This window comes from Nocardia sp. bgisy118 (assembly GCF_057708605.1).
On record NZ_JBYISM010000046.1, the window covers coordinates 14,583 to 38,963 of the forward strand.

25 protein-coding genes and 4 pseudogenes are annotated in these 24,381 nt (G+C 67.3%); 13 read left to right on the forward strand and 16 right to left on the reverse strand.

The features are described 5' to 3' along the window. Nucleotides 1-11: 11 nt before the first annotated feature. A pseudogene (rpsN, locus tag AC3EO7_RS36040) lies at nt 12-83 on the forward strand (type Z 30S ribosomal protein S14); the annotation flags it as partial. Between the two features lie 97 nt (nt 84-180). On the opposite strand, the gene AC3EO7_RS36045 reads toward rpsN, so the two are convergent. Then, complete coding sequence (locus tag AC3EO7_RS36045) at nt 181-618, reverse strand: DUF7832 domain-containing protein (RefSeq protein ID WP_431972516.1); 438 nt, start codon at nt 616-618, stop codon at nt 181-183. 58 nt (nt 619-676) lie between these two features. On the opposite strand from AC3EO7_RS36045, the gene AC3EO7_RS36050 reads away from it, so the two are divergent. Further along, a complete protein-coding gene (locus tag AC3EO7_RS36050) occupies nt 677-934 on the forward strand; it encodes a hypothetical protein (protein ID WP_431972515.1) in 258 nt (85 codons plus the stop codon). A gap of 406 nt (nt 935-1,340) precedes the next feature. Here the strand turns inward: AC3EO7_RS36050 and AC3EO7_RS36055 are convergent, their stop codons facing one another. Both AC3EO7_RS36055 and AC3EO7_RS36060 read right to left on the reverse strand, forming a co-directional pair. Then, entirely contained in the window at nt 1,341-2,747 is a 1,407-nt protein-coding gene (locus AC3EO7_RS36055) for a selenium-binding protein SBP56-related protein (RefSeq protein ID WP_435593663.1), read from the reverse strand. A 376-nt stretch (nt 2,748-3,123) separates the two neighbouring features. Next, a complete protein-coding gene (locus AC3EO7_RS36060; protein WP_435593664.1) occupies nt 3,124-3,300 on the reverse strand; it encodes a hypothetical protein in 177 nt (58 codons plus the stop codon). Nucleotides 3,301-3,694: 394 nt separating this feature from the next. On the opposite strand from AC3EO7_RS36060, the gene AC3EO7_RS36065 reads away from it, so the two are divergent. Then, complete coding sequence (locus AC3EO7_RS36065) at nt 3,695-4,012, forward strand: Rho GTPase-activating protein (protein WP_435593665.1); 318 nt, start codon at nt 3,695-3,697, stop codon at nt 4,010-4,012. A gap of 87 nt (nt 4,013-4,099) precedes the next feature. Here the strand turns inward: AC3EO7_RS36065 and AC3EO7_RS36070 are convergent, their stop codons facing one another. Continuing rightward, nucleotides 4,100-4,756: a GNAT family N-acetyltransferase gene (locus AC3EO7_RS36070; protein WP_435593666.1), complete on the reverse strand. Its 657-nt coding sequence runs from the start codon at nt 4,754-4,756 to the stop codon at nt 4,100-4,102. 129 nt (nt 4,757-4,885) lie between these two features. Next, nucleotides 4,886-5,302 (reverse strand): YkvA family protein, encoded by a 417-nt coding sequence (locus AC3EO7_RS36075; RefSeq protein WP_435593667.1) that lies wholly within the window; start codon nt 5,300-5,302, stop codon nt 4,886-4,888. Nucleotides 5,303-6,270: 968 nt separating this feature from the next. Here AC3EO7_RS36075 and AC3EO7_RS36080 point away from each other — a divergent pair. Then, nucleotides 6,271-6,840, forward strand: a complete 570-nt coding sequence (locus AC3EO7_RS36080) for a hypothetical protein (RefSeq protein ID WP_435593668.1) — start codon at nt 6,271-6,273, stop codon at nt 6,838-6,840. An 86-nt stretch (nt 6,841-6,926) separates the two neighbouring features. On the opposite strand, the gene AC3EO7_RS36085 is transcribed toward AC3EO7_RS36080, so the two are convergent. The 7 genes and pseudogenes from AC3EO7_RS36085 to AC3EO7_RS36115 all read right to left on the reverse strand — a co-directional run bounded on the left by AC3EO7_RS36085 (nt 6,927) and on the right by AC3EO7_RS36115 (nt 12,457). Then, on the reverse strand, nt 6,927-7,424 hold the full coding sequence (locus tag AC3EO7_RS36085; RefSeq protein ID WP_435593669.1) for a hypothetical protein: 498 nt from the start codon (nt 7,422-7,424) through the stop codon (nt 6,927-6,929). Between the two features lie 80 nt (nt 7,425-7,504). Further along, nucleotides 7,505-8,830: a hypothetical protein gene (locus tag AC3EO7_RS36090; RefSeq protein ID WP_431972511.1), complete on the reverse strand. Its 1,326-nt coding sequence runs from the start codon at nt 8,828-8,830 to the stop codon at nt 7,505-7,507. 133 nt (nt 8,831-8,963) lie between these two features. Continuing rightward, a complete protein-coding gene (locus AC3EO7_RS36095; protein WP_488186320.1) occupies nt 8,964-9,404 on the reverse strand; it encodes a peptidase inhibitor family I36 protein in 441 nt (146 codons plus the stop codon). A 66-nt stretch (nt 9,405-9,470) separates the two neighbouring features. Continuing rightward, a complete protein-coding gene (locus tag AC3EO7_RS36100; protein WP_435593671.1) occupies nt 9,471-10,439 on the reverse strand; it encodes an AraC family transcriptional regulator in 969 nt (322 codons plus the stop codon). A 146-nt stretch (nt 10,440-10,585) separates the two neighbouring features. Next, nucleotides 10,586-10,831 (reverse strand): hypothetical protein, encoded by a 246-nt coding sequence (locus AC3EO7_RS36105; protein WP_435593683.1) that lies wholly within the window; start codon nt 10,829-10,831, stop codon nt 10,586-10,588. A gap of 16 nt (nt 10,832-10,847) precedes the next feature. Further along, a pseudogene (locus AC3EO7_RS36110) lies at nt 10,848-11,009 on the reverse strand (FCD domain-containing protein); the annotation flags it as partial. A gap of 245 nt (nt 11,010-11,254) precedes the next feature. After that, entirely contained in the window at nt 11,255-12,457 is a 1,203-nt protein-coding gene (locus AC3EO7_RS36115; RefSeq protein WP_435593672.1) for an aminotransferase class I/II-fold pyridoxal phosphate-dependent enzyme, read from the reverse strand. A 160-nt stretch (nt 12,458-12,617) separates the two neighbouring features. Here AC3EO7_RS36115 and AC3EO7_RS36120 point away from each other — a divergent pair, with 160 nt between their 5' ends. Beyond that, nucleotides 12,618-13,676 carry an NAD-dependent epimerase/dehydratase family protein gene (locus tag AC3EO7_RS36120; RefSeq protein ID WP_435593673.1) on the forward strand — a complete coding sequence of 353 codons (1,059 nt, stop codon included), beginning with the start codon at nt 12,618-12,620 and terminating at the stop codon, nt 13,674-13,676. A 5-nt stretch (nt 13,677-13,681) separates the two neighbouring features. Here AC3EO7_RS36120 and AC3EO7_RS36125 read toward each other — a convergent pair whose 3' ends face one another. From AC3EO7_RS36125 to AC3EO7_RS36135, 3 genes are read right to left on the reverse strand one after another with little or no spacing between them, the layout of a single operon-like run. After that, nucleotides 13,682-14,713, reverse strand: coding sequence for a sensor histidine kinase (locus tag AC3EO7_RS36125; RefSeq protein ID WP_435593674.1), 1,032 nt, complete (start codon nt 14,711-14,713; stop codon nt 13,682-13,684). Continuing rightward, a complete protein-coding gene (locus tag AC3EO7_RS36130) occupies nt 14,703-15,401 on the reverse strand; it encodes a response regulator transcription factor (RefSeq protein WP_435593675.1) in 699 nt (232 codons plus the stop codon). The genes AC3EO7_RS36125 and AC3EO7_RS36130 overlap by 11 nt, the downstream gene beginning before the upstream one ends. 8 nt (nt 15,402-15,409) lie before the next feature. Beyond that, nucleotides 15,410-16,801 (reverse strand): hypothetical protein, encoded by a 1,392-nt coding sequence (locus tag AC3EO7_RS36135; protein WP_435593676.1) that lies wholly within the window; start codon nt 16,799-16,801, stop codon nt 15,410-15,412. A 114-nt stretch (nt 16,802-16,915) separates the two neighbouring features. On the opposite strand from AC3EO7_RS36135, the gene AC3EO7_RS36140 reads away from it, so the two are divergent. From AC3EO7_RS36140 to AC3EO7_RS36155, 4 genes are all read left to right on the forward strand, one after another. Beyond that, a complete protein-coding gene (locus AC3EO7_RS36140; RefSeq protein WP_435593677.1) occupies nt 16,916-17,578 on the forward strand; it encodes a glycosyltransferase family 2 protein in 663 nt (220 codons plus the stop codon). Then, nucleotides 17,575-18,255 carry a TIGR04282 family arsenosugar biosynthesis glycosyltransferase gene (locus AC3EO7_RS36145; protein ID WP_431972502.1) on the forward strand — a complete coding sequence of 227 codons (681 nt, stop codon included), beginning with the start codon at nt 17,575-17,577 and terminating at the stop codon, nt 18,253-18,255. The genes AC3EO7_RS36140 and AC3EO7_RS36145 overlap by 4 nt, the downstream gene beginning before the upstream one ends. A gap of 202 nt (nt 18,256-18,457) precedes the next feature. After that, entirely contained in the window at nt 18,458-19,576 is a 1,119-nt protein-coding gene (locus AC3EO7_RS36150; RefSeq protein WP_435593681.1) for a molybdopterin-dependent oxidoreductase, read from the forward strand. Then, nucleotides 19,576-19,980: a hypothetical protein gene (locus AC3EO7_RS36155; RefSeq protein WP_435593678.1), complete on the forward strand. Its 405-nt coding sequence runs from the start codon at nt 19,576-19,578 to the stop codon at nt 19,978-19,980. The genes AC3EO7_RS36150 and AC3EO7_RS36155 overlap by 1 nt, the downstream gene beginning before the upstream one ends. Before the next feature lie 35 nt (nt 19,981-20,015). On the opposite strand, the gene AC3EO7_RS36160 is transcribed toward AC3EO7_RS36155, so the two are convergent. Beyond that, entirely contained in the window at nt 20,016-20,729 is a 714-nt protein-coding gene (locus AC3EO7_RS36160; RefSeq protein ID WP_435593679.1) for a cutinase family protein, read from the reverse strand. Nucleotides 20,730-20,820: 91 nt separating this feature from the next. On the opposite strand from AC3EO7_RS36160, the pseudogene AC3EO7_RS36165 reads away from it, so the two are divergent. The 4 genes and pseudogenes from AC3EO7_RS36165 to AC3EO7_RS36180 form a co-directional block, all read left to right on the forward strand. Beyond that, nucleotides 20,821-21,042: pseudogene (locus AC3EO7_RS36165) on the forward strand (Tn3 family transposase); the annotation flags it as partial. A gap of 225 nt (nt 21,043-21,267) precedes the next feature. Beyond that, nucleotides 21,268-22,194: an ABC transporter ATP-binding protein gene (locus tag AC3EO7_RS36170; protein WP_435593680.1), complete on the forward strand. Its 927-nt coding sequence runs from the start codon at nt 21,268-21,270 to the stop codon at nt 22,192-22,194. Between the two features lie 95 nt (nt 22,195-22,289). Further along, on the forward strand, nt 22,290-23,813 hold the full coding sequence (locus AC3EO7_RS36175; RefSeq protein ID WP_431972498.1) for a polyketide antibiotic transporter: 1,524 nt from the start codon (nt 22,290-22,292) through the stop codon (nt 23,811-23,813). Between the two features lie 411 nt (nt 23,814-24,224). Beyond that, nucleotides 24,225-24,365, forward strand: a pseudogene (locus AC3EO7_RS36180) (transposase); the annotation flags it as partial. Nucleotides 24,366-24,381 lie beyond the last annotated feature (16 nt).

Here is a 24,381-nt window from a genome sequence, read left to right on the forward strand (position 1 = left end):
AGTCTTCCACGATGTGCCGCGTGTGCCTGCGCGAGATGGCCCACCGTGGCGAGCTCCCCGGCGTGCACAAGAGCTCCTGGTGAGCCCGCGCTCCTCGTGAGCGCTGCCACCTACGCGAATAACGCACGAAGGCACGGACTTCCGTAGTGAAGTCCGTGCCTTCGCGCGTCTTTCGGCAGGTCAGCCAGCGTGTATCTGCCACTCCGTCCACGCCTCGTCGAGCAAGACCGCGACGGCGTCGTAGATCTCCCAGGTATCGGGGACGTGATAGGTGGTCTCATACCGCGCGATCGCGGGGATGGATTCATAGGCGCGGAGGTATTGCCGGTAGACGGCCTTGGCGAAGGCCTGTCCGGTGGCGTTGAGGTCTCCCTCGTTCAGTTCGCTGCAGCAGTGGTCGAGCAGGTAGCGGCCGGGTGTTTTCGTGCGATCGCGCAACGCGGCCAGCTCAGGTCGTGGCACCGGTTCCGGTTCGCCCCAGACGAGCACGGTCGGCGAATGCAGGTCGTGAGCGACGGCCCATGCGTAGAACATCCCGATATGGGTTGCTCCTGCCTCGCGGTCCAGGCCCAACTCCGCGGTTGTGTCCGAGTGCCAGCCGCAGTCGTCGTAGGTCATAGATCCCCCAGATCAGAATGGTAGCCGGACAGCACATCACGAAAGATGATCTCGGGTCATGATGACCGAATGGTGCTGGGAATGGCTCGATCTCCAGGCGATCGATCGGGGAACCTACGGTCGCTACCAGAGCAAGATCAGGCTCATCCTCCTGTATCTCGACAGACTAGCGGTCCACGAAATGCGCGAGCCACACGTCCTGAAACTGATGACCGGACTCCATCGCACGGGCTATTCGTTCGACTACCGAGTCGATATCCATCGCATGCTCACCCGGATCACGGCTGCAGCGAACGAGCCGAAGCCACCGTGGTGATGCCCTGTTCTATCGAGACCTACGCCAAACCGAACCGGGATCGCCCTGAGCTCGCCGCCTACTGTCCGACGATGACGGAGTTCTGGACCTGCTTTCATCTGATGCCCGAGGAGACACGCATCGCCCTCGCGCTCGGTGTCGGTGTCGGACTTCGCCTCAGCGAAGTGCTCGGCGCGATTGCTGACCACCCCGGAAGCAGCCCGGCCGAGCATGCCAACCGACACGACGATCGTCCCGCTACGCCGACGAGGCTGCTAAGTTCAAACCCCAAGCCGCCTGGGGCTTTCGGCGAGCACCTCTGGGGACGATCTCCTAGCGCCAACAGCGTGTCCGAGGTTGGACGTGTGCGGACACTTCGCCGACCGGGCATACGCGGTAGAGATCCAGTGGTCCCCGCTCGACCCGACTACCGGTAGCAGTAGGAGTCGGAGGAGGCGTCGCCGCCCTGGAGGCGCACCTGGTGCACCCGCAGACCTCGAAAGTCCTCGTCGTGCGGGAAGAACGACTCGTCGATGGTCATTCCGCGGTCGGGATCGATGCGCATCACGGCCATCCAGGCGCCAACCCCATCCGGGTAGAACTGGTCGTCCCACGCGCCATAGAGCGAGTTGGTGACGTAGACCCGCCGACCGTTACGGCTGATCTCGACCATCTGGGGGCCGCCGGCAAGCGGCTGGTTCGGCGCGGCCGGGTGGGCGGTGCGGCCCACGATCCCGCCGAGCCGGACCGACCCGGTCTCTTTCGGGTCAGCCGGATCGTGCACGTCGAACTGTTTCAGCTCCCCGGTACCCCAGCACGAGACGTAGAGGTATGCGTCATCGACCGACAGGTCGATGTCGGTGACCAGCGGCGGCACCGCGCCGAACGGTTTCAGTGTCGGCGGCAGCAGGTCGGGATCGGCCGGCTCGGCCGGGATGGTGATCACCTTGTCGACCGCCCACACGCCGCCATCGCGGTGCCAACGCCACACGGAGGCCGACAGATCCTCGGTCGAGATCACCACGCCGACGAACCCCCAAGCGGCGTCCGGATCGTGCGACGGGCGCAGCTCGAGTGCCATCTGGTATTGCTCGCCGAGATCGATCCGCTGCTGGTGCCGACCGGCGCTGAGGTCCCAGAAGTGGATCGCGTGGCCGTACTTGTTGGCCAGCAGCAGCTCCGGGTTCAGCCCGTCCTCGATCATGGCTGGGGTGCCCCACTCGCTGCTGATCAGCGTGTTCTGGTTGAGATGCCACCAGGCGTCGTACGCGAGGTATTGCGGCCCACGGTTGGTCTCCCACTGCCGCAGCACATCGAACGTGCCGTGATCGAGCAGCGCGATCCCGCCCGGCCCGTCCGATCCGTCTGCCCCGCCGAGGCAGGTCATGAACACACCGTCCGGCCCGCAGTGCAGCGTGTGTGGACGGGAGTAGCCGGCCTTGGCCGCGAGCTCGGAGCTGTCCACGATCTTGGACAGGGTGGGCTGGCGTGGGTCGGGCTGGGTGTCGAACACGTACAGGCGCGACGAGCGCAGACCCGGCACGATCAGGTACCGCCGAGTCAGCCCCTCAATCTGGTGGCCCTCGTGCTTCAGCGCGCTGCTGCAGGCGTTCCAGCCGAAATGGTGCAGCTCGTTGCCCAGGTGGGGTACCTCGGTCCAGCCCACCACCCGGCCGTAGGTGGCCGAGCCCGGATCCACATCGATTACTGACAGCGCATCTGGCTTCTGTGCCGCGCGGTCGAACGCAACAACGTATGCGAGCCGCTCCGGTGGCGCGGCCGCCGCCTCCGCTGCGCTCCGATAGAAGGTCGGGTCCAAGTCTGAGTGATTCATTTCCAGCCTCCTTCATGTCGATAGGCGGAGACCCACGCACCTCGCCCGATCTGGCGGTTCCGAGGCGAGCGCGACCCGTGTGATCGCGTGCCGTATGGCGCGGGCAGGCAATAACAGTCTCGGCCTATCGACGCAGATCCACCAGCTACCGCCAGCGCGGCGGCAGAGTGCGCGGTAGGGCGCAGTTCCGTCGAAGAGCGTTAGCCGGAGAATCTGGATGCATCGTCACCGTGCAGCCCACGGATTGCCTTACCCATGTCCGGATGGGGGCTTCGAGGTCAGCCAGAGTCAGCACCTTCGGTTTCTGTCAGGCCGGTTCTGTCTGCGGGGCGATGGCGGGCAGCGCCTCGAGGCCGAAGCGGACGGCCTCGGCGCCTTATTCGAACATCTGGCTCTCGTAGTCGCCGATCGCGCCGAGGAGGTCGCGGCCTCCGCCCTCATCGAAGGACACAGTTGCGGCTGGCTCCAGATCAACCAGTGAGCTGTCGCTTACCTGCGGGATCTGCTCATGACCTGCGGCGTTCTGCCTGCCGTCGACAAGCAGCTGCCGCACCCCGAGGCCCTGCTACAGCAGAAGCTGTCCGATCTGGCCGACCACACCTACGGCCGGTCGCTACGGCAATTCGCATCTGGCATCAGCTCCGCATCTGCGCCGCAATGCAATTCGACGACGAGTCGTCGACGGAGGCAACTACTAGATCGCTTCGATCGACGAAGCAGCTCGATTCCTGACCTGGCTCGACGACCACGGCTCACAGCTGGATGAGTGCGCCTAGGTCGACATCGATGCCTGGCACGCCCAAGTCTCACCCATCGAAAGAGGTCGGCCCGCCCAGTCCGTCGCCCGACTCGTCCGACTCACCATCGCCGACGTTGTCAGCGACGACGACCGCTTGCTCATCCGTTTCGGCACACCACCGCTGCCCGTCCGTGAACCACTAGCGGGAATGCTGCTGAAACTTGTCGACAGCCGCCAGAACATGACGACGGTGAATCCGGACAGCGAGTGGCTGTCTCCTGGCCGCCGGGCCGGACAACCCCTGCGCTCCAGCACCCTGCTCGAGCATCTCCGCAACGATCTCGGCCTACCTGCGCAGGCCACGAAGTCGGCGACACTCCGCCAGCTTGTTCTCCAGGCTCCGGCCCCCGTCGTCGCCGACGCACTCGGTTTCTCCGCCAAGCACTTGACCCGAGTCTGGGGCGAGGCCGGTGGAAGCTGGACAACATACTCCACCAGGGAAACCGGCCGCGACTCAACAAGGTGATCCGGGCGGGGAATACAGACCCGTTGACACGGGTCCTTGCCGGTTCTGACGCCGAACCTGCAGGTCGAAGCGCTTCGCGCGTCGTCGTCACGGTTTGATTCGAGCCCCGAACAGCGGCAGGCACTGCGCTAGCCCGGTCACTTCCACCGGCATGCTCCGATGCGTTTCCCATCTCTCACGCGTCAGCCGCAACCGGCGTATCACCGCCGGCTTTCCCCGCACTGCATGCACCTCGAGCCCGTCGGGCTCGTAGCCGAGTTTGCGTGAGACTCCGTGCGAGCCAAGGTTGTCCTCGAACGCGCCCGATACCGCCGACTCGGCCCCGAGATGAGCGAATGCCAATTCCAGGACCGCGGCCCGCATCTCGGTTCCGATGCCTTGCCCGTGATGGATTCGGCCGAGCCAGGATCCGGTGCTCACCTCGCAGCAGACCGCGAAGTCCTTCGCACTGATCGTTTGGGTGCCCACCAACTCCCCCTCTCGGAGCACGACGAGATTGAGTGCCCACGCATCGACTTGCCAGCCGGCCCAGCATCGCCAGTGCCATCGCAGCACCCGCTGCGCACGCTCGTCTGGTTCCGCATCGGTCCACTCCGCAGTGAACGGCTGCACCGCCGGATCATGCACTCCCTCCGCGGCCAGCCCAGCAAGCGCGCCCAGGTCCTCCGAACTGGGCAGGCGTAGTTCCAGACGCGGTGTCCACACCCGTAATCCGGCCAGGGGCCAGTACTTCATCAGGCTCATGCCCGCCATCATCGCCGCCGGGTGTCATTCGGGGCCACGGGGTTTCGCCGGCGGCGGACTCCGCCTGAGAAAACTGAAACTCCGGACCGCACCGCCGCCGGGTGGCGGGGTGTCGGAGAACCGAACGATTTACGACGTCGGCAGCCCGGTGAGCCGGGCGAGCGCGGCGAATCCGTCATCGGTGCCCTGCCAATGTGCGCGGACCGCGGCGCCGCCGGCGGTGCGGACGACGCTGCGCAGGACCGCGGTGATGATGATGGCGTCGTCGGCGTAGCCGATGAGAGGGATGAAGTCTGGTATCAGGTCCAGCGGTGAGGCGAGGTAGGCCAGGACCAGCCACAGCCGGATCCGAACACCGCGGGACAGAGACCGGTCGGCGGCCAGGCGGCGGATCAGGCGCAGGGTGTCGGGGAGAATTCGCAGCGCTTCCCGGAGCAGCCCGCCGCGAGGACGCACAACCACCAGCGCGACTACCAGCGCGAGCCAGGCCAGCAAGAGCGCGGCCACGACGCCGATCAGCAGATCCAACCAGAACGAACCGGTCACGGCGATAGTCCACCATCTTGTGGTTCGTCACGGAAAGTCCCGCTTGTCCGGCGGCGAGAATGCGGTCTGCACGCGAGATGGCAGGTACAGGATGCAACCTAACCGCTTCAGGCCTTGCGGCGCACTCGCCGACGGAGGTGCTGCACCTCGGTAGAGCTGGATGTTCGGGGGTGAGCGGGGTGTCGAAGAACCGATCCATTTTCTCGTCGTCCTATGCCGCACTCCGGCGTTCGCCAGGATCACCGACCTGCGTGGCGATGCCGGTCTGCACGGTGCGACCACGGTGACGGTGCAAACGCTGACCACGACCGATATCTACTGCTATCTCGATGATTACCGTGACCAGCTCGGAGTTGCCGAACAGGCGTGGGCGTCGGTGACCGCGCGGCTCGAGCAAGATCCGGACGGACCGCTGGCCACCGCGTTGCGCACACCGTGGCTGCTCGGACTGGCCGCGCCCGCTCTACATGGCGGCGGCCGTGACACCGCCGACGCGCTGGCCGCGTGTTCCACCGTCACGGCGGTGTGTGATCTGTTGTTCGCCAGCATGATTCCGGCGGCGATCGCCGCGACTGAACGCACCGCGGCGACCCGCGCCTACACCGAACGCGCTGTCGATATCTGGCTGCACAACCTCGCCGAGCACCTCCAGGCACAGCGGACTCGGGGGACGTGGCGGCACCGATATCACCCTCGACCGGATCTGGGAACTGGCCGGTGCGCGGCCGACCCGATCACTGACGCTATCTGCGTTCGTCCTGAGAGGCGGGCTCTTCTACAGCACGGCGACCGGATTGTTGTCCGGCCCCTATCTCATCGGCGGGACAGCGATACTGACCTGGCTGTGGCTGGGGTTGTGGTTCGGATTCTGGTCTGTCCTGACACGGTTCCTTCCGAAACTCGCCGCGCCACCGCGCCTGGCTTGGCGTATCCCGGGCAGATCCCGAGGCCGCAGAACCCTGCAAGGCATGCTGGTCGCCGGGGCGATCATCGCGTTCGCGCTCACGCTGACGACCTGGATGTGGTACTTCCAGCCGCGCGGCCCCTCCGGCGCGATCGCTATTGCGGGCTGGTTGATTTCGCTGTGCCTACTACCTCTCGGGGTGGCGATCGCGGTCATGAAGGCACTGGGCACGACCAGCGAAGACCGGTTCGCACTCGGCGTGGACGAACAGCGGGTGATCCGCGACGTCCGAACCGCCGCCATCGCCGTCGGACTCACGGTCCTGCTCACAGTCGGCATCCTGACCGGCCCTATATTCCTGCTTCGTAGCTGGCTCGTTCTTCGGCTATACGGAATCCCCGATCACCTGTCCGGAGCTCAGCTCGCCCGAACCATGCTGCCCCAGTTCGAGCAAGGGCTCGATGTCGGACTACTCCTCGGATTGATGCTGGGAACGACCGCTGGCACTACGATCGGTCTCACGGCAGGCCGGTACGCGATCGCGTCGGTGCTGTTCCGTGTGACCGGTACCTTCGCGCCACGGCCCGCTCCGTTCCTGAACTGGGCACGCTGCCGTGCTCATCACTCACACTGAGGCCATACCCATGCCGGGCGGGCCCGGCACGAGCGGTCCGGGCGCGGCACCGACGGACTCGCCGTCCCGGGCCTTCCCGACCGGCCTCACGGGTTCCCCGGCGACAACCACCACCAGTGGGTTTCCGGAATACCGGGCGGGAGCAGGTCGTCTGGCAGCGGCGAGACCCGGTGCGCGCGTTCGCGGAGTTCCTCGTCGGCCTCCCGCAACAACTCGACGTCGTAATCACCGGCGTACAGCAACGCGGCGCCGTCGAATTCGTCCATGACGAACTGCACCGAGGACCGGCGCCGACACGCCGATGTCCACGAGTCCCAGCCGTCCACCGAGGAATGCAGTGACGCTTCTGTGGTGGCGTCGATGTAATTGTGGAACGCCCACCCGTTGCGCCGCATGAGACCTATTACCCGCTCCCGGAATTCGGCCCACCCGGAACCTGCCTTCGCCCGCTCGGAGTCGAGGCAGACCTCGAACAGATACGCCATCGCCCGCCTGAATGCGGAATCGCGCCCACGTATCACATCATCCGCGCCGGAGTCCGCGATCGACGCGGATTCCTCGAATGCCGCGATCGTGTCACGCATCAACTTGTCTCTCACAGTCGAAGCCATTTTCTCATCTCCGCCATCGTCGGAATTGCGCGCCATATCGATCCCCTTACGAATCAACCGAGGTGGGCTGAATAGGTCAGCACCCTAGCCGATTCCGCTCGCATGTCCGTTGTCGGCCTCGGCACGCGGATATTGAACGTCAGCGGCCGATCCTGCGACGTCTCGGCGCGAGCGACGGGCATCGCCGCGAAGGTCCGCGGGACCGTGCGCTGAGCCATCTCGATCGTTTCCCGCAGGTGCTGTAGTAGGTCACCCGCCCACGGTGCGGTTGTTCCGTCGCCGGAGTTCGGCGTGGATTCGCCGGGTCGCAGCGAGAGCAGCGGCGGCACTGTGAGAAGCGGGCGCGGTATTCCGGTCGGGGCGGGATCGGCGTCTTCGGGCAGGATCTGCGGTGCGTCCGATCGGGCGCCGCCGAATTCCCATTCCGGCGGCAACTGTTTGTCCGGTCCCAGCCGAACCGCCTTCGGAGCGCCGTACGAGGCGATGGAGGCACGCCCCTCGGTATCGACCCATACGATCGCCTCAGTGATCTTCGTACCGCCCGCGCCGTCATCGATCACTCGGTGAAAAACCAGTTTCGTCGCTCCGGTCGCGTCGTCGACCCCGACCTGAACCAAACGGCCCTCGCGGACGGTTCGGGCCGCGCTGTTCTGATACGACTCGATCTCGGTCGGCCCGACCTTCTCGATATCGGGGTACTCATCGCGGTGTTTGAGGGTGTGATACGCACTAGAGACCGGGTCATCGAAGCCCAACCCCTCGGCATTGCGCAGCGCCGATACCATCGCCTCGTCGGACAGATTCGCACCGAGATTCACCGCGCCGCGTCCGCTGCGCAGGACCGTCTGGACATCGATCGCCAACATCTCGTCGGCAATGCGATTTTCGAACATCCTCGCCGCGAGGGCATCGAGATTTTGGTTCCGGTACAGCGACGGGTCCAGCGATCCGCGATATTCGTCGAATTTCAGTTTGTAGTACTCGTAGGCATTGGAGAATCGCCCCGGATTATTGCGCCCGCCCTGCTCGAACGCCCATTGGATGGCTCGGTCCTGGATTCCCTCCGCCAAAGCCTTCTTCTTGAAGGTCGTGCCACCACCGACCAGGTCCGCCGCTCGCTGCCGAGCGCGATCGGTCGCGGGCCGGTCACCCCAGATCGCCTGGCCCAGGGAATCCTCGGTATCACCGATCCGCGTGTCGTTGAGAAGCGCCTCGCCTTTGGCGATGCGCGCTTGGCGATCGGCCTCCTTCTTCGGATCGACACCGGGTCTCCCGCCCCCCTCGGACTCCGGCCGACCGGAAGATCCGCCCGGCCCGGGTTCCGACGAGCCGGGACTCGGCGGCCTACCGAGCTCGCTGTCCGCAACACGGTTCGACAAGCTCGCCGTCCGCTACCAAGCCGTCCTGCACATCGCTGCCACGTTGAACAGGTAACGTCGGCGGCCTTTCAGCGCGACAGACAGAAGACCCTCCCGGTGGTGCGCCGGGAGGGTCTACCGAGTACTGCAAGCCTCAGCCGCAGACCCACAGGGCATCGGCCTTGTTGTCACCGTCGGCGGGCACATTGCCCTTGCTGTTGTCGGGGACCGCGACGAGCAGTTGCCACTTCTGACCGGTCCAGTTGTAGACGCCGACCGTCTTTCCGGTGCGGTTCCAGTACGAGCTCAAACGATCTCCCATTCCGCCGTTGCCGATGTCGTGCAGCAGGCAGTTGTTGTCGACCTGCACGAACATGCCGGAGCCGTCGCGGTGGTCGTAGCCGCAGAACAGTCCGCCCGGGCAGTCGTAGGCCGCCGATGCCGGCGCCGGCGCGAGGGCTGCGCCGTACCCGGCGACCGCGATGGTGGCTGCCGCCGCGACGCTGAGACGGCTAAACAGTCTGAGTGACAACATGATTGACCCTTCAAAGCCGGTGGGATCGAGTATCGGTGGGCGGAAATCCGCCGCACTCATGATGGGTGGTCCGGACCGTCCGCGACTATCCACCTCGCGCGAGTTCTGTCCGGGCTGCGCGGTGCGTCAGGCGCGCAGCGTCACCGACGGCGGCACACCCCATCGCCGCCGGTACAGGGCCGAAAAACGGCCCAGATGCCAGAACCCCCAGTCCGCGGCCACCGCGGCGACCGTGGTCATAGTGGGGTCCGCGGCGACCAGCGCGGAGTGCACGCCCACCAGCCGGGCTTCACGCAATCGCGCCGTCGGTGTGGTGTCGAGGTATCGCCGGAAGCCCTCCTGGAGACTCCGCACCGAAAGTCCCACTGCCTCTGCGATATCGGTGACGGTGAGCATTTCGTGCGCATGGTCGGCCATGAGTTGCTCGGCCAGGCGGATGGGTCGTGGCGTCGACCTTCCGGGGGCGTCGTCGAGCAGGAGCTCCGAACAGCTGTTCGGCTGGGCCAGCAGGAATTGCGACATCATCAGCTGCTCGACCTGCGGCCGCAGCCGCGGATCCAGAAACAGGCCCGGACCTTCGGCGTCGGTCTGCAGCATGCGCAGCGATTCGAACCAGGTCCGGGCGGCCGGTGATCGCAACTGCATGGCGATGGCCATCCGCAACGGACGATCCGGCGGCCGGCCCAGCATCCGCCGCAAATGGTCGTCCAACGCGGCACGGTCGATTCGGACCAGGAGTTGCCTGCTGCTCTCGTGCCAGTTCATGTCCAGGGGCGCATCCGGGTCCGGAACCGAGGCCACCGCCGGGTCGCAGGCAATATCGGCGGTGCCGTCGAGCACCCGGACCCACCCGGCCAGCGGTATTTGAATCAGGCGGAAGGTTTCGATGGGGTCGGTCCGGATCCGAACCTGAACCCCGTAATGCTTGTAGACCAGGCCGATATCGCCGTACCGGACGATATTGCAGCTGGCCTCCATGGTGGAGGCGCCCGGGTCGAGCCGGTGCTCACGCAGGATGCCGGCCATCCCCGCTCGGGCCACCTCGGGGTCGTCGGTCCGAAAATAGCGATGCCCCGACAGCGGTTCGACGAACATTCCGACTGCCCTCCCGGCAGCAGGCGCCGCGCGAACGGGCCTGGATCAGTGGATGTCGACGATATTGTCCGTCGGACACCCGGGGCACACAACTTCTGCGGGAGTTCCTCACCGACAACCAGATCGACCAGAACTTCGACACGTCGTCATCGACAGGTGAACGTTCTAGGCCTGGACTCGGCGTCCTCGGCCCAGAGCCCGTGCTCGTCGAGCACGGCCACCAGATCGTTGGTGCCGGGCGCGATGTGATCGCGCATCAGCGTGGTCGCCGTCTTGGCGCGGCGCTTGCACAGCGCCTCGGGGATCGCCGGATGGAAATGGCGCGTCTGTTCGGTGTGACCCTCGATATCGCCGAAGAACCGGTCGGGTAACTGTTTGACGATCGAACCCAACAGCCGTCACCAGACGGTGCGAATCAGCGGCGAGGTTGATCCGGCGATGGAACTCGCGGCCGAGAGTCACGATGCGGTCGGTATCGCCCGCGGTCATGGCCCTGCCGTACTCGGGGACGACATCGCCGAGCTGCTCGAGTTCCCGGGCCGAGATGGTCCTGGCCGCCCGTCCCGCCAATTCACCGGCCAGCGTCGCCTGGGCCCAGACAGATCACGCACATCCTGGCGGGTGAAGGCCGAGATGAGGTTCTCCCGCTTGGTCGGAGAGCGAACTACCAGGTTCCAGCCGGAACCAGATAATCCGCTCTCCGGATTAGCGGGGGAACCTCATTTCCATCTGCCGACGCACCATTGGATCGATGGCCGCGTCGGCAAGCTGTTGATCAGGTGGACCCGGCACGATCGATGCCATTCATCAGGCGGTCAAGCGATAGCGGGCGGGATCGGCCCGTACGTGTTCGCGACCTCACGGCAGGCGTCGAGGATGCGGTCGACCTGGGAGTCGGTCAGTGCGGCATGAAGCGAGAAGCGGATCAGGGTGGCGTCGTCGGGGGTCGCGGGCGGCCAGAACAGCGAGCCGAAGACGCCGAGCTTTTCCAGATGGTCTCGGACAGCGATCGCATGCGGCGCGGGCCCGGTGGGTAGTGACACCAGGTGGCCGGCCGCCCCCGCCAGCTCGAATCCCGTCGTGCGCAACGCTGTTCGGATTCGGTGCCCCACCTCCCGCAGCCGGTCGCGCCGGGAATCGGATTCTTGGATCACCGCGAGCGTCGCCGTCAGCGCGGCGATATCGGCGTGGGGGACGGGCGAGGAGAACACCGCGGCCGCCGCCTCCAACTGAAAGTATCCGGCGAAATCCGGATCACGAGCGAAGACGACCCCGGCGTGCCGGGCGAACGCCTTGGCCAGACTCGCGGTGCGATAGGCGACCCGGTCGGTGAGGCCGAGCGCCACGACCACACCCGCACCGCGCGGTCCGGTCACGCCCAGCGCGTGTGACTCGTCGACGATCAGCACACCACCGGACTCCTCGGCCAACGTGCACAGCGCGGCCAGCGCGGCGTGGCTGCCCCCGGTGCTGTCGATCGCGTCGACGCCGATGACGCCGGGGCCGTGCGCGGTGATCAGTGCGCGCAGGTCGTCGAGGACGTTGTGTCGGAAGGAGTACACGGGCGCGCCTGCGGCCCGAGCGCCGAACCGCAAGGACATGTGTGTGCGGCTGTCGAGGTAGACGGGGGTTGCGGGATCGGCGATGGATTGCAGCAGACCGACATTCGCCTCCCACCCTGATTGGCACAGCACTGCGCTCTGCGCGTGCACATGGGTGGCCAGCGCGGCTTCGAGGTCGGCGCTGGCCCGCTCCGCGCGGTGGCCCGTCGCGGGCGGGCGGTCGAGCGCGGCTCGGCACACCGCCACCGCGATCCGTGGGTCGTCCGCGAGCGCGAGGTAGTCGTTGCTGGTCAGCACGATGTCGTGGGTGGCGGGTGCGCGGCTGTGGCGTGGGTTTCGGCCACCCCACCCACCCAGGATGCGTTCGTGGTGGGACCGTTCGATGCGGGTCCGAATACGATCGGCGACGGTTGCCGCCATGCCGGCCTCCCAGGTCTCGTCCATGTCCAACAGCACCCGCCCAGCATTCCGCAGAATGGCATTCGGCGACCCCGGGAAAATCTGACGAAACATTGACATCATGTCCGCGCTGTCAAATGTGACGGAATTCTTACCGCTGGTCCGGTACAGCGGGATTTGCTGGGAATTCCAGGCGAGCATCGACAGACTCGACCCCATGCGAGTGCTCTTGACCGGCGCGGCCGGTTTCATCGGGTCCCAGGTGCGGCGCGTTCTGGCTAATGCCGGGCACGAGGTGGTTGCCGTCGACCTGATGCTGGCCGCCGCACACGGTCCGGCGGCGCCGCCGCCGGTCGGCGTCGAGCGTGTCGACGTGCGCAACCCAGCGGCCCTGGACGACCGGCTAACCGGCATCGACGTGGTGTGTCATCAGGCCGCCGTCGTCGGGGCGGGTGTGAGCGCCCAGGACGCGCCGGCCTACGCCAGCCACAACGACCTCGGCACCGCGGTGCTGCTGGCCGCGATGTCGCGGGCGGGCTGTCGACGCATGGTGCTCGCGTCCTCGATGGTGGTGTATGGCGAAGGCTGTTATCGCGCAGCCGATTCCACTTCACGGGTACCGGCGCCGCGCAGTCGGGACGAGCTCGAGCGTGGCTTCTTCGAACACCGTGACCTGCACTCCGGCGAACCCCTCGGCTGGGCCCCGGTCGGCGAGGACACGCCGGTGCGCCCCCGAAGTCTCTACGCGGCGAGCAAAGTCGCCCAGGAGCACTATGCCGCGGCCTGGGCGACCGCCACTGATTCGGCTGTCACCGCGCTGCGCTATCACAATGTGTACGGCGATGATATGCCAAGGGACACACCGTATTCCGGTGTCACCGCGCTGTTCCGGTCGGCACTTGCGGCGGGCGTGCCGCCGCAAGTCTTCGAGGACGGCGGGCAGATGCGCGATTTCGTGCATGTCCGCGATGTCGCCGCGGCCAATCTCGCCGCGGTCGAACGGCCGCTGCCCGGTTTCGTCGCGCTGAATATCGCTTCGGGACAGCCGATCTCCATCGGAGCGGTCGCCACGCTGCTCGCGGCCGCCCACCTCGGACCCGCGCCAGTGATCACCGGGAAGTTCCGGCCGGGCGATGTCCGCCATGTCGTGGCGAGTCCGGACCGCGCCCGCGAGCTGCTGGATTTCACCGCCGCGATCGGGCCGGAGCCCGGACTGACCGAATTCGCTCGTGCGCCACTGCGCGCCGTCGGCGGCGCGGGCGCGCCAACTTGGTGAACCGATCAGCCTCCGGCGCTCGGCGGCGACAACCGGGGCAGTCGGATCTCCAACCGTGCGCCGGGCTCCCGGTTCGTCGCGGTGATGGTGCCCGAATGGACGGACATCAGTCCGGCCGCGATGGCCAAACCCATACCGCTGCCGCCGGATTCGCCGAGTCCGGGCGTCCGTGCCGTTGTCCCGCGGTATCCGGCTTCGAAGATGCGCGGCAGGTCCTCGGGCGCGATGCCGGGCCCGGTGTCGGTGACTCGGGCCCATGCCTGGTCGTCGGCGCCCGCGGCGATCTCGATCCGGCCGCCCGGCGGTGTATGCGCGATCGCGTTGCCGACAAGATTGGTGAGTACGCGGGTCAGCGCCTGATCGCTGGCGGCCACCATGACACGGGTGAGCGGTTGCCGGGCGGTGAGCGTCAACTGGGCGCGCGCTGCGGCGGGTTCGTTCGCAGCGCACACCTCGTCGACGAGTTCGCGCAGGTCGAGGGGTTCCAGATGCAGGCGCAGCGCGCCGGCGTTGATCTTCGACATCTCGAACAGGTCATCGACCATCGCCGAGAGCCTGGTGGTGTCGCGCACGATCTGGAGCCCATAGCGGGTGATGTCGGCGTCGGCGTCGACCACGCCGTCGGCCAGCGCCTCGCCCATGGCCCGAATACCGGCCAGCGGGGTGCGCAGGTCGTGGCTGACCCACGAGACCAGTTCCCGGCGCGACTGCTCGGCGACGCGTTCCTGCTCGAGCATCTGCTGTTCCCACACCAGCTGCCGCGCCTGGGCCCGGCCGAGCAGCACCGCCGCGGGCACCGTCACCGCGGTGACCACCGTGAGAACCACGGCAACACGCCAGAGTTCGTCGGTGACCATCAGTCGACTGACCGCGACGAAACCTGTCAGCGTGGCCAGGGTCGGGATCAGCACCAGGATCACCATGCTGGTACTGAGCAGGCGATTGCGGATCAGCCGCAGTACGAGCGCGCCGGCCGCGACCACGGGCAGGGTACCGATCAGCGCGAGACCGATCAGGCCGGAGACGTCAGCGGGCATCGTCGCGCCCCTCGTCCTTGCTCCTACCCCAGGCGTAGCCGCGACCCCACACGGTGTCGATCCGGCTGGCGGCGCCGAGTTTGGCGCGCAGGCGTTTGATGTGCACCGTGACTGTCGACTGATCGCCGAAGTTCCAGCCCCACACCCGCTCGAGCAATTCGGTGCGGCTGAAGACACGCTGCTGATTGGCCAGCAGGAACGCCAGCAGGTCGAACTCCCGCGCGGTCAGCTCGACCGCGGTCCCGGCGACGTGGACCGTCCTTGCGGCAGAACGCAATTCGATCGGTCCGCCACGCAACACCGGTTCACCGGACGGTGCCGCGGCCCAGGTCCGTCGCAGCACCGAGGCGACCCGCAGGGTCAGTTCGCGGGGGCTGAACGGCTTGGTGACGTAGTCGTCGGCGCCGACCCGCAGGCCGGTCACGCGATCGTCCTCCTCGCCGCGTGCGGTGAGCATGATGATCGGGATGTCCGCGCGATCACCGGCTCGGATGCCCCGGCACAGGGCGATGCCGTCCGGCGGCGGCATCATGAGATCGAGGATCGCGAGGTCGATATCGGCGGCCTCGAGGCGGGCCAGCGCGGTCGCGCCGTCGGCTGCCTCGACGACCTCCAGCCCGTCGCGCTCGAGGTAGCGCCGTACCACCTCGCGGACCACCGGGTCGTCGTCGGCAATCAGGATACGCATCGTGTCGGTCACCAATTCGTCAGGATGAGATGGGCTAGTAGGAGTGTGCCAATCGCTTGCACGGCCAACCACCGGCGTGCCGACCAGGCGGGCAGCAGCGCCGTCGCGGCCAGCACCCAGACGTCGAACGGCAGCCAGATGCGCTCGGTCTCGGCCTTGCTCAGACCGCTCAGGTCGGCCGCGAGCAGGGCGAGGAGTCCGGCGGCGGCCAGCAGGGCGGCCGGGTCGACGCGTTCGCGCCAATCGCTCAGTACCACAACCGGATTCGGACGGAGTCTGGTCGGCAGTGCGAGCGAGCCGGGGAGCCGGGTCAGCGCCGCCGCGCTCGCCAAGCCGACGACACAGACTGTCGCGGCCAGGTTCCCCCACACCCAGTACGACACCGGACGCGTGGTGGCGATGCCCTGGTAGTAACGCTCCACGACGAGGTGGTAGCCGTCCAGCCACCAGAACCCGAACGCCGTGAAGGCCGCGACCACTACCAGCACCCCGGCCGCCGCGGCCGCCGCGCGACACACCCCACGCAGCGCGAGCACTGCCAGCACCGGGACCGCCATCAAAACCAGGCCGTAGTTCAGATACAGCCCGTACCCGAACAGCAACCCGGCCGCGAACGCGGCTATCGGCCGTCGTCGACCCGGTTGGAGCGCGAGGGCGAGTAGCGCGACGGCCCATGCCGTCACACCGGCGAACAGTGCGTCCGCCGACACCGCCAGCCAGATCACGGCGGGCGCCAGCGCCAGGAACGGGGCCGCGGCGCGCGCACGGTCCGGTGCACCGAGTGCGCGAATCGCCACCACCACCGCGACCGCCGCGCTGCACCCGATCACGGTGCACACCAGCGCCGCCCAGGTTCCTCCGCCCAATCCCGCGCGGTCCAGCAGCACGAACGTCAGCAGCGCCCCCGGTGGATGACCGGACACGTGTGTGGTCCAGGAATCGGGTTGGAAGTCGAGAATGCGGTCGGCGAAACCACGCAGCATCGCGCCGATGTCGGTGACGCCGCCGACCTCGTGCAGATACTCGTGGCTGTTGTCCAGCCGTCCGGTGAAGCCGCGCTGCCAGCCGTCCACCATGGCCAGCGCGAACGCCCACGCCAGCCCGGTGAGCCAGACCGCGAGCAGCATTGTGCGCCAGGGCAATCGGGCGGCGAGGCCCGGTCCGTACAGGGTGACGAGCGCGCCGATCGCGATCGCCGGTGCCGTTCCCCACCCCCAGTGCGGATCCCAACTGCCGAAGATCGGGGCCGATGCCGCGTACAGGCTGTCTCGCCATTGGTCGCTCCCCAGCAGGGGCACCAGGATCGCCAGCGCGACCAGGGCCGCCGCGGCACCCGCGCCGTATAGATCGGCCCGCCCGGTAATCGCTCGGCGCAGGGGTCGGTCAGTCGTCTTCCGCACTGGTTCACGGTAGGTTCCACAGACCTCCTCGCACACCAACGCGATCGCGCCGTCACAGTTTCGTCACTGGTTTCAGCAGGCATTTTCCGCTGAAACGACCCTACGGTCAGTGGTGTGAACGTTGCAGAAAGCACACGGCGAGTGACCGTGGTGATTCCCTGCCGAAACGAAGCGGGAGCACTGCCCGGCGTCCTCACGGCAATCCCCGCCGCCTACGAGGTGATCGTGGTCGACAACGGCTCGACCGATGCCACCGCGACCGTCGCGCGGGCGCATGGCGCTCAGGTCGTCACGGAGACCAGGCCGGGATACGGCAGCGCCGTGCAAGCCGGAGTGGACGCGTCGACGACCGAACTGATCGCGGTGCTCGACGGCGACGGATCCATGGATCCGGCCGAATTTCCCAGGCTTGTAGCCGCTCTCGCACCCGAAGTCACGATGGTGGCGGGACGTCGTCGACCTGTGCCGGGGGCCTGGCCGTGGCATGCTCGGCTGGGCAACTGGGTGCTGGCGAGCTGGCTGCGTCGCCGGTACGGCCTGGTGGTGCACGATCTGGCCGCGATGCGCGTCCTGCGCCGCGCCGAACTGGTCGACCTCGGTCCATTGCATCCGCGGTCGGGCTATCCGCTGGCGCTGCTGGCGCGGGCGGCCTCGGCAGGCTGGGGCGTAGTCGAACGCGACGTCACCTACCGGCCGAGAACCCATGGGGTGTCGAAGGTTTCCGGTTCGGTGCTCGGCACGATCCGGGCGGCCCGCGACTTCTGGAGCGTTCGATGACCACCCTGGACGCGACGGTGCTCGTCGTCGCGAAGGCCCCGATCGCAGGCTTCGCCAAGACCCGGTTGACCCCGCCGCTGCGGCCCGTCGACGCCGCCACCCTGGCCGCCGCCGCGCTGCTCGACACCCTGGACGCGGTGCGCGCCAGCAATCCGCGCCATGCGATCGTTGCGTGGACCGGCTCTGTCACGCACGCTCAGCACGCCACTGAAATCGTCAGCGCCCTCGCCGATTTCGAAGTCGTGCCGCAGCGCGGCCGGACCTTCGGCGAACGCCTGGCCAACGCACACGCCGACGCGGCACGTCCCGGTGATCCCGTGGTCCAGATCGGTATGGATACCCCGCAGGTGACCCCCGCGCTGTTCGCCGAGGCGGCCGCGCAATTGGCGGCGGGCCGGGAGGCGGTGCTCGGTCCGGCCACCGACGGTGGCTGGTGGATGCTCGGACTCACCGATCCGCGCATCGCCCGGATGCTCGTCGGGATACCCATGTCGACGACCACGACCGGTGAACTGACGCGAAACGCACTGTTCCGCAACGGCTATGACATCGGCCTGCTGCCGATGCTGACCGACGTCGACGAGGTCGACGACATCGCGCCGGTCGCCGAGGCCTCGGGTGGACGCTTCGCGGCCGTCGCGGCCCGCCTCACCGTGGGCAGCGGGAGCCGGCCGTGACGGGTCGGTACCACGACAGGGGTGTCGCGGCGGCCGATCATCCCCGAAATTCCGGTTGTCCCCGAGACGCCCGAACGCCTCGGAGCCCCTACCGCGGCCGACCGCACGCGCGGCCCCTGACCACCTCTGAGGAGTGACCGTGGCGCAAGACCACAAGCCTCGCGACACCGAAGCCCAACCGGGAACCGACACCGCCCTGCTGCTGCCCGCGGCGGTGACCGCGCGCATCTCCCCGGCCCGCTCGACGGCCGTCGCCGCCCGGGTCGGCATCCTGCTCGGAATCGCCGTCGCGATCTGCCTCGTGACCGGCCTGATCAGTCACTGGATCCAGCATCCGCCCGCCTGGTTCTGGTGGCCCGCGCACCCGGTCTGGCTCTACCGCGTCAGCCAAGGCGCCCACGTCATCTCAGGTGTGGTCGCGATACCACTGCTGATCGTCAAGCTGTGGTCGGTGTTTCCGAGGTTGTTCGCCCGCCCGATCCTGGGCAATCCGCTGCACCTGCTCGAACGCGGATCGATCGCGGTGCTGGTCGGCTCGATGATCTTCCAATTGGTGACCGGACTGCTCAACTCCGCGCAGTACTACCCGTGGCGGTTCTTCTTCACCACCACCCACTACGCCCTCGCCTATGTCGCGATCGGTGCGCTCGCGGTGCACCTCGCGGTGAAACTTCCCGTGGTGCACACCGCACTGGCTCGGCCCGCCGTCGAGCCCAGCGCCGATAGCGGCACGGCTTCGCGGCGGGTCGTGCTCGGGGCGGCGGTCGCCGCGGCCGCGGTTGTCGGGGTCGCCGTCGCGGGGCAGACGGTGCCGCTGCTTCGTCGTATCTCGGTGCTCGCACCGCGCAGTGGCGAAGGGCCACAGGGGCTTCCGGTGAATCGCACCGCGGTCGAGGCCGGTGTCGCCGAACGCGCCCGCGATGCGGCCTACCGGCTCACCGTCACGGTGGGCGAACGCACCGCCGAGTTCACCCGGGACGCGCTCGCGGCGCTGCCGCAGACCACCGCGACGCTGCCGCTGGCCTGTGTCGAGGGATGGAGTGTCAGCGCGGACTGGTCCGGAATCAGGGTGCGCGATCTGCTCGGCGCGGTTGGCGACTACACCGGTGGCGACGCCGTCTTCCGCTCCTTGGAGCAGGGTGGGCTCTACAGCCGCTCAGCGCTTCCGGAGTCCCACGTAGTCGCCGCCGACAGCCTGATCGCGCTGCGGCTGAACGGGGAGGACCTCGATCTCGACCATGGTTATCCGTGTCGACTCATCGCCCCGACCCGACCCGGCGTCCTGCAAACCAAATGGTTGTCCTCGATCGAGGTGCGATGATGACGATGATCCGGCTGCTGCTCGGCGCGGCCGGACTCTGGCTGGGCTGGCACGGATTCAGCCAGCTGCTCGACTTTCCGCGCGCGGACCTGATCTCGATCGCGTGGTGGTTCGCCGCCGCGATCGTGTTGCACGACGGGGTGTTCGCGCCCCTGTGCGCCGCCGCGGGTCTCACGGCCCGACGTCTGCTGCCTGCGTGGTCGTGGGCGCCGGTCGTCGTCGGCGCGGTATGCACCGTGACGCTCGGGCTGCTCGCCGTGGCCGTCCTCGGCCGCGAACACGCGAACGCGGCCAACCCCACCGTCCTCGATCGCGACTACAGCACGGGACTGCTCACCGCTGTCGTCGTGATCTGGGCGCTGGTGGCGGTCGCCGCGCTGTGGCGGCGCAGGATTCGGCGATGATGATCTGAACGGTCGAGGTCGGCACGGGTGGGCGCTCAGGCCAGGTTCGCGAGGTAGTCGTGCATCCACGTGATAGCGGTGTGCCCGTCTCCGACCGGATAGGTGCCGTACGACATGTGCGTCCCGGAGCCGTAGAAGTGTGCCAGCTGCGCGCGCTGCCCGCTGGTTTCCTCGTCGAAATCGGTTGGGAGAGCCGCGATGCCGCCGCGCGACCGGATCGCGTCCAGGAGCGCGGCGGCATCGCACTTGTGCAGCACCGGGTCCGACGTGGTGCCCGACGCCCGGGCGAGGTAACCGCCGAAGCGGAGGAGGAAATCCTCGTCGTCGGTCGAGCAGTACAGGTCGCCGGTTGCGCAGATGGTACGGACCTTGCTGTGGACCAGGCCGAGCCCTCCCGGTCGCGCGCCGATCGCGCCCGCCCCGCCGACCTGCGGCCCGACCTGGATGTCGGTGGGGGCGCGCTGTGGGTCGGGGAGCAGACCGACGCCGACGAGACGGTCCGGAGCCACGACGCTGCCGCCGCGTCCGATTTCGGCCGCGAGATCTCCGGCGGCGTCGGCACCCTGGCTGTAACCTACGAGGGCGATGCGGGTCTCGCCACAGTGCTGGACTGTCTGGCGATTATCCACCACAGCACACCGAAATCGGTCGCACTGGCGATCGTGGCTGTGATGATGGCAATCATCACACCGTCTTCTTGTCTCGTTCAGCTCGTCGTTCGACGGTGACCTCTGACCGGCCAGCAGCATCAGAATGTTGCCAACCGGCGACCAGCAAGGTCGACATCGTGCGTGACGATGAGGCGCGGTGGCGGGTCTCGGATTCGATGCGCGACAGGTGCGCGGCAAGTCGACCTCGGCCCGGGAGATGGTCATCCACGGCGGCCGGGTGAAGTCGACCTACACCCACGTCACCGATCAGCACGCCACCTACGGCACGAAGATCATCGTCGCCACGAAACGCGAAGCGCACTACGTGCTGGACGAAATCCTCGGCAGCGCAACGGATCTGCCGATCACCGAACACGCAACCGACACCCACGGTGTGACCCTGATGAATTTTCACGGAGAGTACTGTCGGTTGCTGCGGGGCAGGCTTCGGCGGGTTGATGCGGTGGGGATTCCATGGCCGATCGGCTCGAAGTGTTACGCGCTGTCGCCTCCCTTGCGCTTGCCTTCGCGTCCGCTGGAAACGCCGTGAGACGGCTCCTTTCCGGAGTAGCCTGTTTGGTAGGTGCGCCGGGAAGTCTGGTCGGCAGGTCAGTTCGCCGACTAGGAAAGGGCTTCCATGTCCACTGTTGCGGCGTTGTCCGCGCGCGCCCTCGATTCAAGCGCGGCCATCACGATCGACCACCTGTCGAAGCGGTTCGGTCGCACGCTCGCTGTCGATGACCTCAGTTTGCGAGTCTCACACGGTGAAGTATTCGGATTTCTCGGGCCCAATGGCGCCGGGAAGTCGACCACGATCCGGCTTCTGCTCGGCCTGATCCGCCCCACCGCAGGGGTGGCGCGCGTGTTCGGTGACCTCGCGGGCGACGTTCGTGCGGCCCACCGCCACTTGGCCTACGTGCCCGCCGACGTCGCGCTGTGGCCGTCGTTGACCGGAGCCGAGATCCTCGAGCTGCTCGCCCGCGTCGGCCCTGGAATCGATGCGGCGTATCGCGGCGAGCTGATCGACCGTTTCGCGCTCGAACTCGACAAGCCGGGCAAGGCGTATTCGACTGGCAATCGTCAGAAGGTCGCCTTGGTCGCCGCGTTCGCCACTCGCGCACCTCTGCTGGTTCTCGATGAACCGACCATTGGGCTGGATCCGTTGATGGAGCGGGAATTTCGCCGGTGCGTTGGCGAGGCGCGCGAGCGGGGTCAAACGGTGTTCCTGAGCTCGCATCAGCTCGGGGAGGTCGAAGCGCTGTGTGATCGGGTCGGAATTCTGCGGGCCGGTCGTCTGGTCGAGATCGCGACATTGGCGGACCTGCGCCGCCTGCAGCGCACTGTCGTGGAAGTCTCCTATCGAGGCGGCGCGCCGTCACTGGATGGTGTGGAGGGGGTGGCGGCAGTCGAACGACTCGATGGCAGTCGTGTGCGGTTCACCTTGTCCGGACCGCCCGCGCCGGCGCTACGGGCACTGGCCGCGTCCGAGGCGACCGCCCTTTCGCTGCGTGAGCCCAGCCTCGAGGAGATCTTCCTCGACTATTACGGCGAGGACGAGCGATGACCACCGCAGTCCGGACAGAGGTGAGGCAGGCACCGGCGCCTGGCCGGGCTGTCCAATGGCTCACCGCGCGGCAGATCCGGCGAGGAGCGGTTCTCGTGGCGGTCACCGCGGCGGGAATGTCTGCCCTCGTCGCCGGCCAGTATCAGACCACCTTCGCCGATGCCATCGACACCGACGCCATCCACGCATTGGCCGAAAACCCCGCTATCCGAGTCCTTTTCGGAACTCCACGCGCGCTCGACGATCCCGGCGGGTTCACCGTGTGGCGAACCGGTACCCCCGTCCTGGTACTCAGCGGTGTCTGGGCGCTGCTGGCCGCCACTCGCGTCACCCGTGGAGAAGAGGATGCCGGGCGCTGGGACCTGCTCCTCGGCGGAGCTGTGCGCGCGGTGGATCTGCTGGTGCGGTGCCTGGTCACCTTTGCCATGGCGGCCCTCCTGATCGCGACGGGCGTGGGAATGGCGTTGATCCTGACCGGCACCGATCCCGCCGGAGCGATCGTGCACGCCTTCTGCGTGTTCGGCACTGTCGTCGTCTTCAGCTGCGCTGGACTGTTCGCCGCGCAACTGCTGCCCTCCCGGGCCGCGGCCGCGGGATTCTCCGGCGCGGTCCTGGGCGTGTGTCTGCTGCTGCGGATGCTCGCCGATGGTGTGTCCGAGGTCGCCTGGACCGCATGGGTCACACCGTTCGGGCTCGTTGCCCGCGCCGCGCCCTATGCGGGCAACCGCTATGAGCCGCTGCTGGTGCTGGTGGCTGTGGGTGTTGCGTTCGCGGTCGCCGCGCTGGCTGCTGCTCGCAATCGCGACCTCGGCGGCGCGCTGATCGTTCTTCCGGCTACCCGTCCTGCGCGCACTCGGCTGCTGGGTTCGATGAGTGCCTTCGCGCTGCGTCGGGCGGTCATGCCGACAATGGCGTGGTCGATCGGTATCGCGACCTACTTCCTGCTGATCGGTGCGTTGATCTCCTCGATCCTGGAGTTCTTCGAGGGCAATGCCCGCTTCGCCGAGCTCGCCGCGTCGGCTGGATTCGCAGGCCTCGATTCGGCCACCGGTTTCGCCGCGGCGCTGTTCGGCTTGCTCGCGATTCCGGTCGGGCTCTACTGCGCGACTCGGCTCGCGGCCATGGGCGCGGACGAGAAGGCGCGGCGCTGGACTGTGCTGCATGCCCTGCCGGTGCCCCGGTGTCGCATCGCAGCCGCGGAGGTCGCGGTGACCGCGGCGGGATCGTTCGTCCTGTTGATCACCGCGGCTGTCGCGATGTGGAGCGGTGCTGCACTGACCGGCGCGCCGCTGGGGATCGACGCCGCCCTCGCCGGAGCGATCAACGTCGCGCCGATCGCCCTGCTGGGGCTGGGCGCCGCGATGCTCGCGCTGGGCTGGTATCCGGCCGCGGTCGGGCCGGTCGGCGCACTCCCCGTCGCCGGAGGGTTCCTGCTCGACGTCATCGCCCGAAGCATCCGAGCACCGGCATGGCTGATCAATGTCTCGCCCTTCGCTCACCTGTCTGCCGTTCCCGACACCGGACCGGCTTGGGTCGCCAGCCTCGTGCTCCTCGCGATCGCGGCGATCCTGACGGCGATAGGCCTGCTCGGCTACACATGCCGCGATCTCGATACCTGAACGCCGAGCACGCTCGCGCAGACCTGCGGTGCGAGACCCTGACTGCACGCCGACATCACAAGCCGAACTCGGGGCCAGAGCCGGGTCACCGGACATCGAACGACAGATCCGGCGGACGGGCACCTCGGGGACTCCATCGAGGGCACCCCGCAAGCTTGACACGACGACCGTCACGAGCAGTAGGCACAACACGACGGGATCGAATTCGCTACCGTCTTCTACGGAGCCGACCCCAATAGCGGCTCGTTCCTATGGCTCGCCCATGGGCTTCGACGATCGGGCGCCAACCATATCGTCCTGCCCTGCCTCGACCACCTCAGCGGACAACGACGTCCGTGACGCGGATCTGGCACAATTTTGGTGATCTCGGATGCCGGGTTATTCACTCGCTCAACAGGATTCGTTTTCTGAGTAGTGGCCACCTGCTATCTGCTCGGAGTATCGACACGACGGATGGAGAAACTCGTCGAATCACTCGGCATCACAACCCTTTCCAACTCCCAGGTATCGATGATGGCCCGCGACCTCGACACCCAGGTCGAGGCGTTTCGCGGCTCTTCACAATCGA

What these genes read in the sequence shown, in the direction of transcription:
- AC3EO7_RS36045 (WP_431972516.1), bottom strand. Translation starts at nt 618, where the DNA reads ATGACCTACGACGACTGCGGCTGGCACTCGGACACAACCGCGGAGTTG.
- AC3EO7_RS36050 (WP_431972515.1), top strand. Translation starts at nt 677, where the DNA reads ATGATGACCGAATGGTGCTGGGAATGGCTCGATCTCCAGGCGATCGAT.
- AC3EO7_RS36055 (WP_435593663.1), bottom strand. Translation starts at nt 2,747, where the DNA reads ATGAATCACTCAGACTTGGACCCGACCTTCTATCGGAGCGCAGCGGAG.
- AC3EO7_RS36065 (WP_435593665.1), top strand. Translation starts at nt 3,695, where the DNA reads ATGCTGCTGAAACTTGTCGACAGCCGCCAGAACATGACGACGGTGAAT.
- AC3EO7_RS36070 (WP_435593666.1), bottom strand. Translation starts at nt 4,756, where the DNA reads ATGAGCCTGATGAAGTACTGGCCCCTGGCCGGATTACGGGTGTGGACA.
- AC3EO7_RS36080 (WP_435593668.1), top strand. Translation starts at nt 6,271, where the DNA reads ATGCTGGTCGCCGGGGCGATCATCGCGTTCGCGCTCACGCTGACGACC.
- AC3EO7_RS36085 (WP_435593669.1), bottom strand. Translation starts at nt 7,424, where the DNA reads ATGCGTGACACGATCGCGGCATTCGAGGAATCCGCGTCGATCGCGGAC.
- AC3EO7_RS36095 (WP_488186320.1), bottom strand. Translation starts at nt 9,404, where the DNA reads ATGAGTGCGGCGGATTTCCGCCCACCGATACTCGATCCCACCGGCTTT.
- AC3EO7_RS36100 (WP_435593671.1), bottom strand. Translation starts at nt 10,439, where the DNA reads ATGTTCGTCGAACCGCTGTCGGGGCATCGCTATTTTCGGACCGACGAC.
- AC3EO7_RS36120 (WP_435593673.1), top strand. Translation starts at nt 12,618, where the DNA reads ATGCGAGTGCTCTTGACCGGCGCGGCCGGTTTCATCGGGTCCCAGGTG.
- AC3EO7_RS36125 (WP_435593674.1), bottom strand. Translation starts at nt 14,713, where the DNA reads ATGCCCGCTGACGTCTCCGGCCTGATCGGTCTCGCGCTGATCGGTACC.
- AC3EO7_RS36130 (WP_435593675.1), bottom strand. Translation starts at nt 15,401, where the DNA reads ATGCGTATCCTGATTGCCGACGACGACCCGGTGGTCCGCGAGGTGGTA.
- AC3EO7_RS36145 (WP_431972502.1), top strand. Translation starts at nt 17,575, where the DNA reads ATGACCACCCTGGACGCGACGGTGCTCGTCGTCGCGAAGGCCCCGATC.
- AC3EO7_RS36155 (WP_435593678.1), top strand. Translation starts at nt 19,576, where the DNA reads ATGACGATGATCCGGCTGCTGCTCGGCGCGGCCGGACTCTGGCTGGGC.
- AC3EO7_RS36160 (WP_435593679.1), bottom strand. Translation starts at nt 20,729, where the DNA reads ATGCTGCTGGCCGGTCAGAGGTCACCGTCGAACGACGAGCTGAACGAG.
- AC3EO7_RS36170 (WP_435593680.1), top strand. Translation starts at nt 21,268, where the DNA reads ATGTCCACTGTTGCGGCGTTGTCCGCGCGCGCCCTCGATTCAAGCGCG.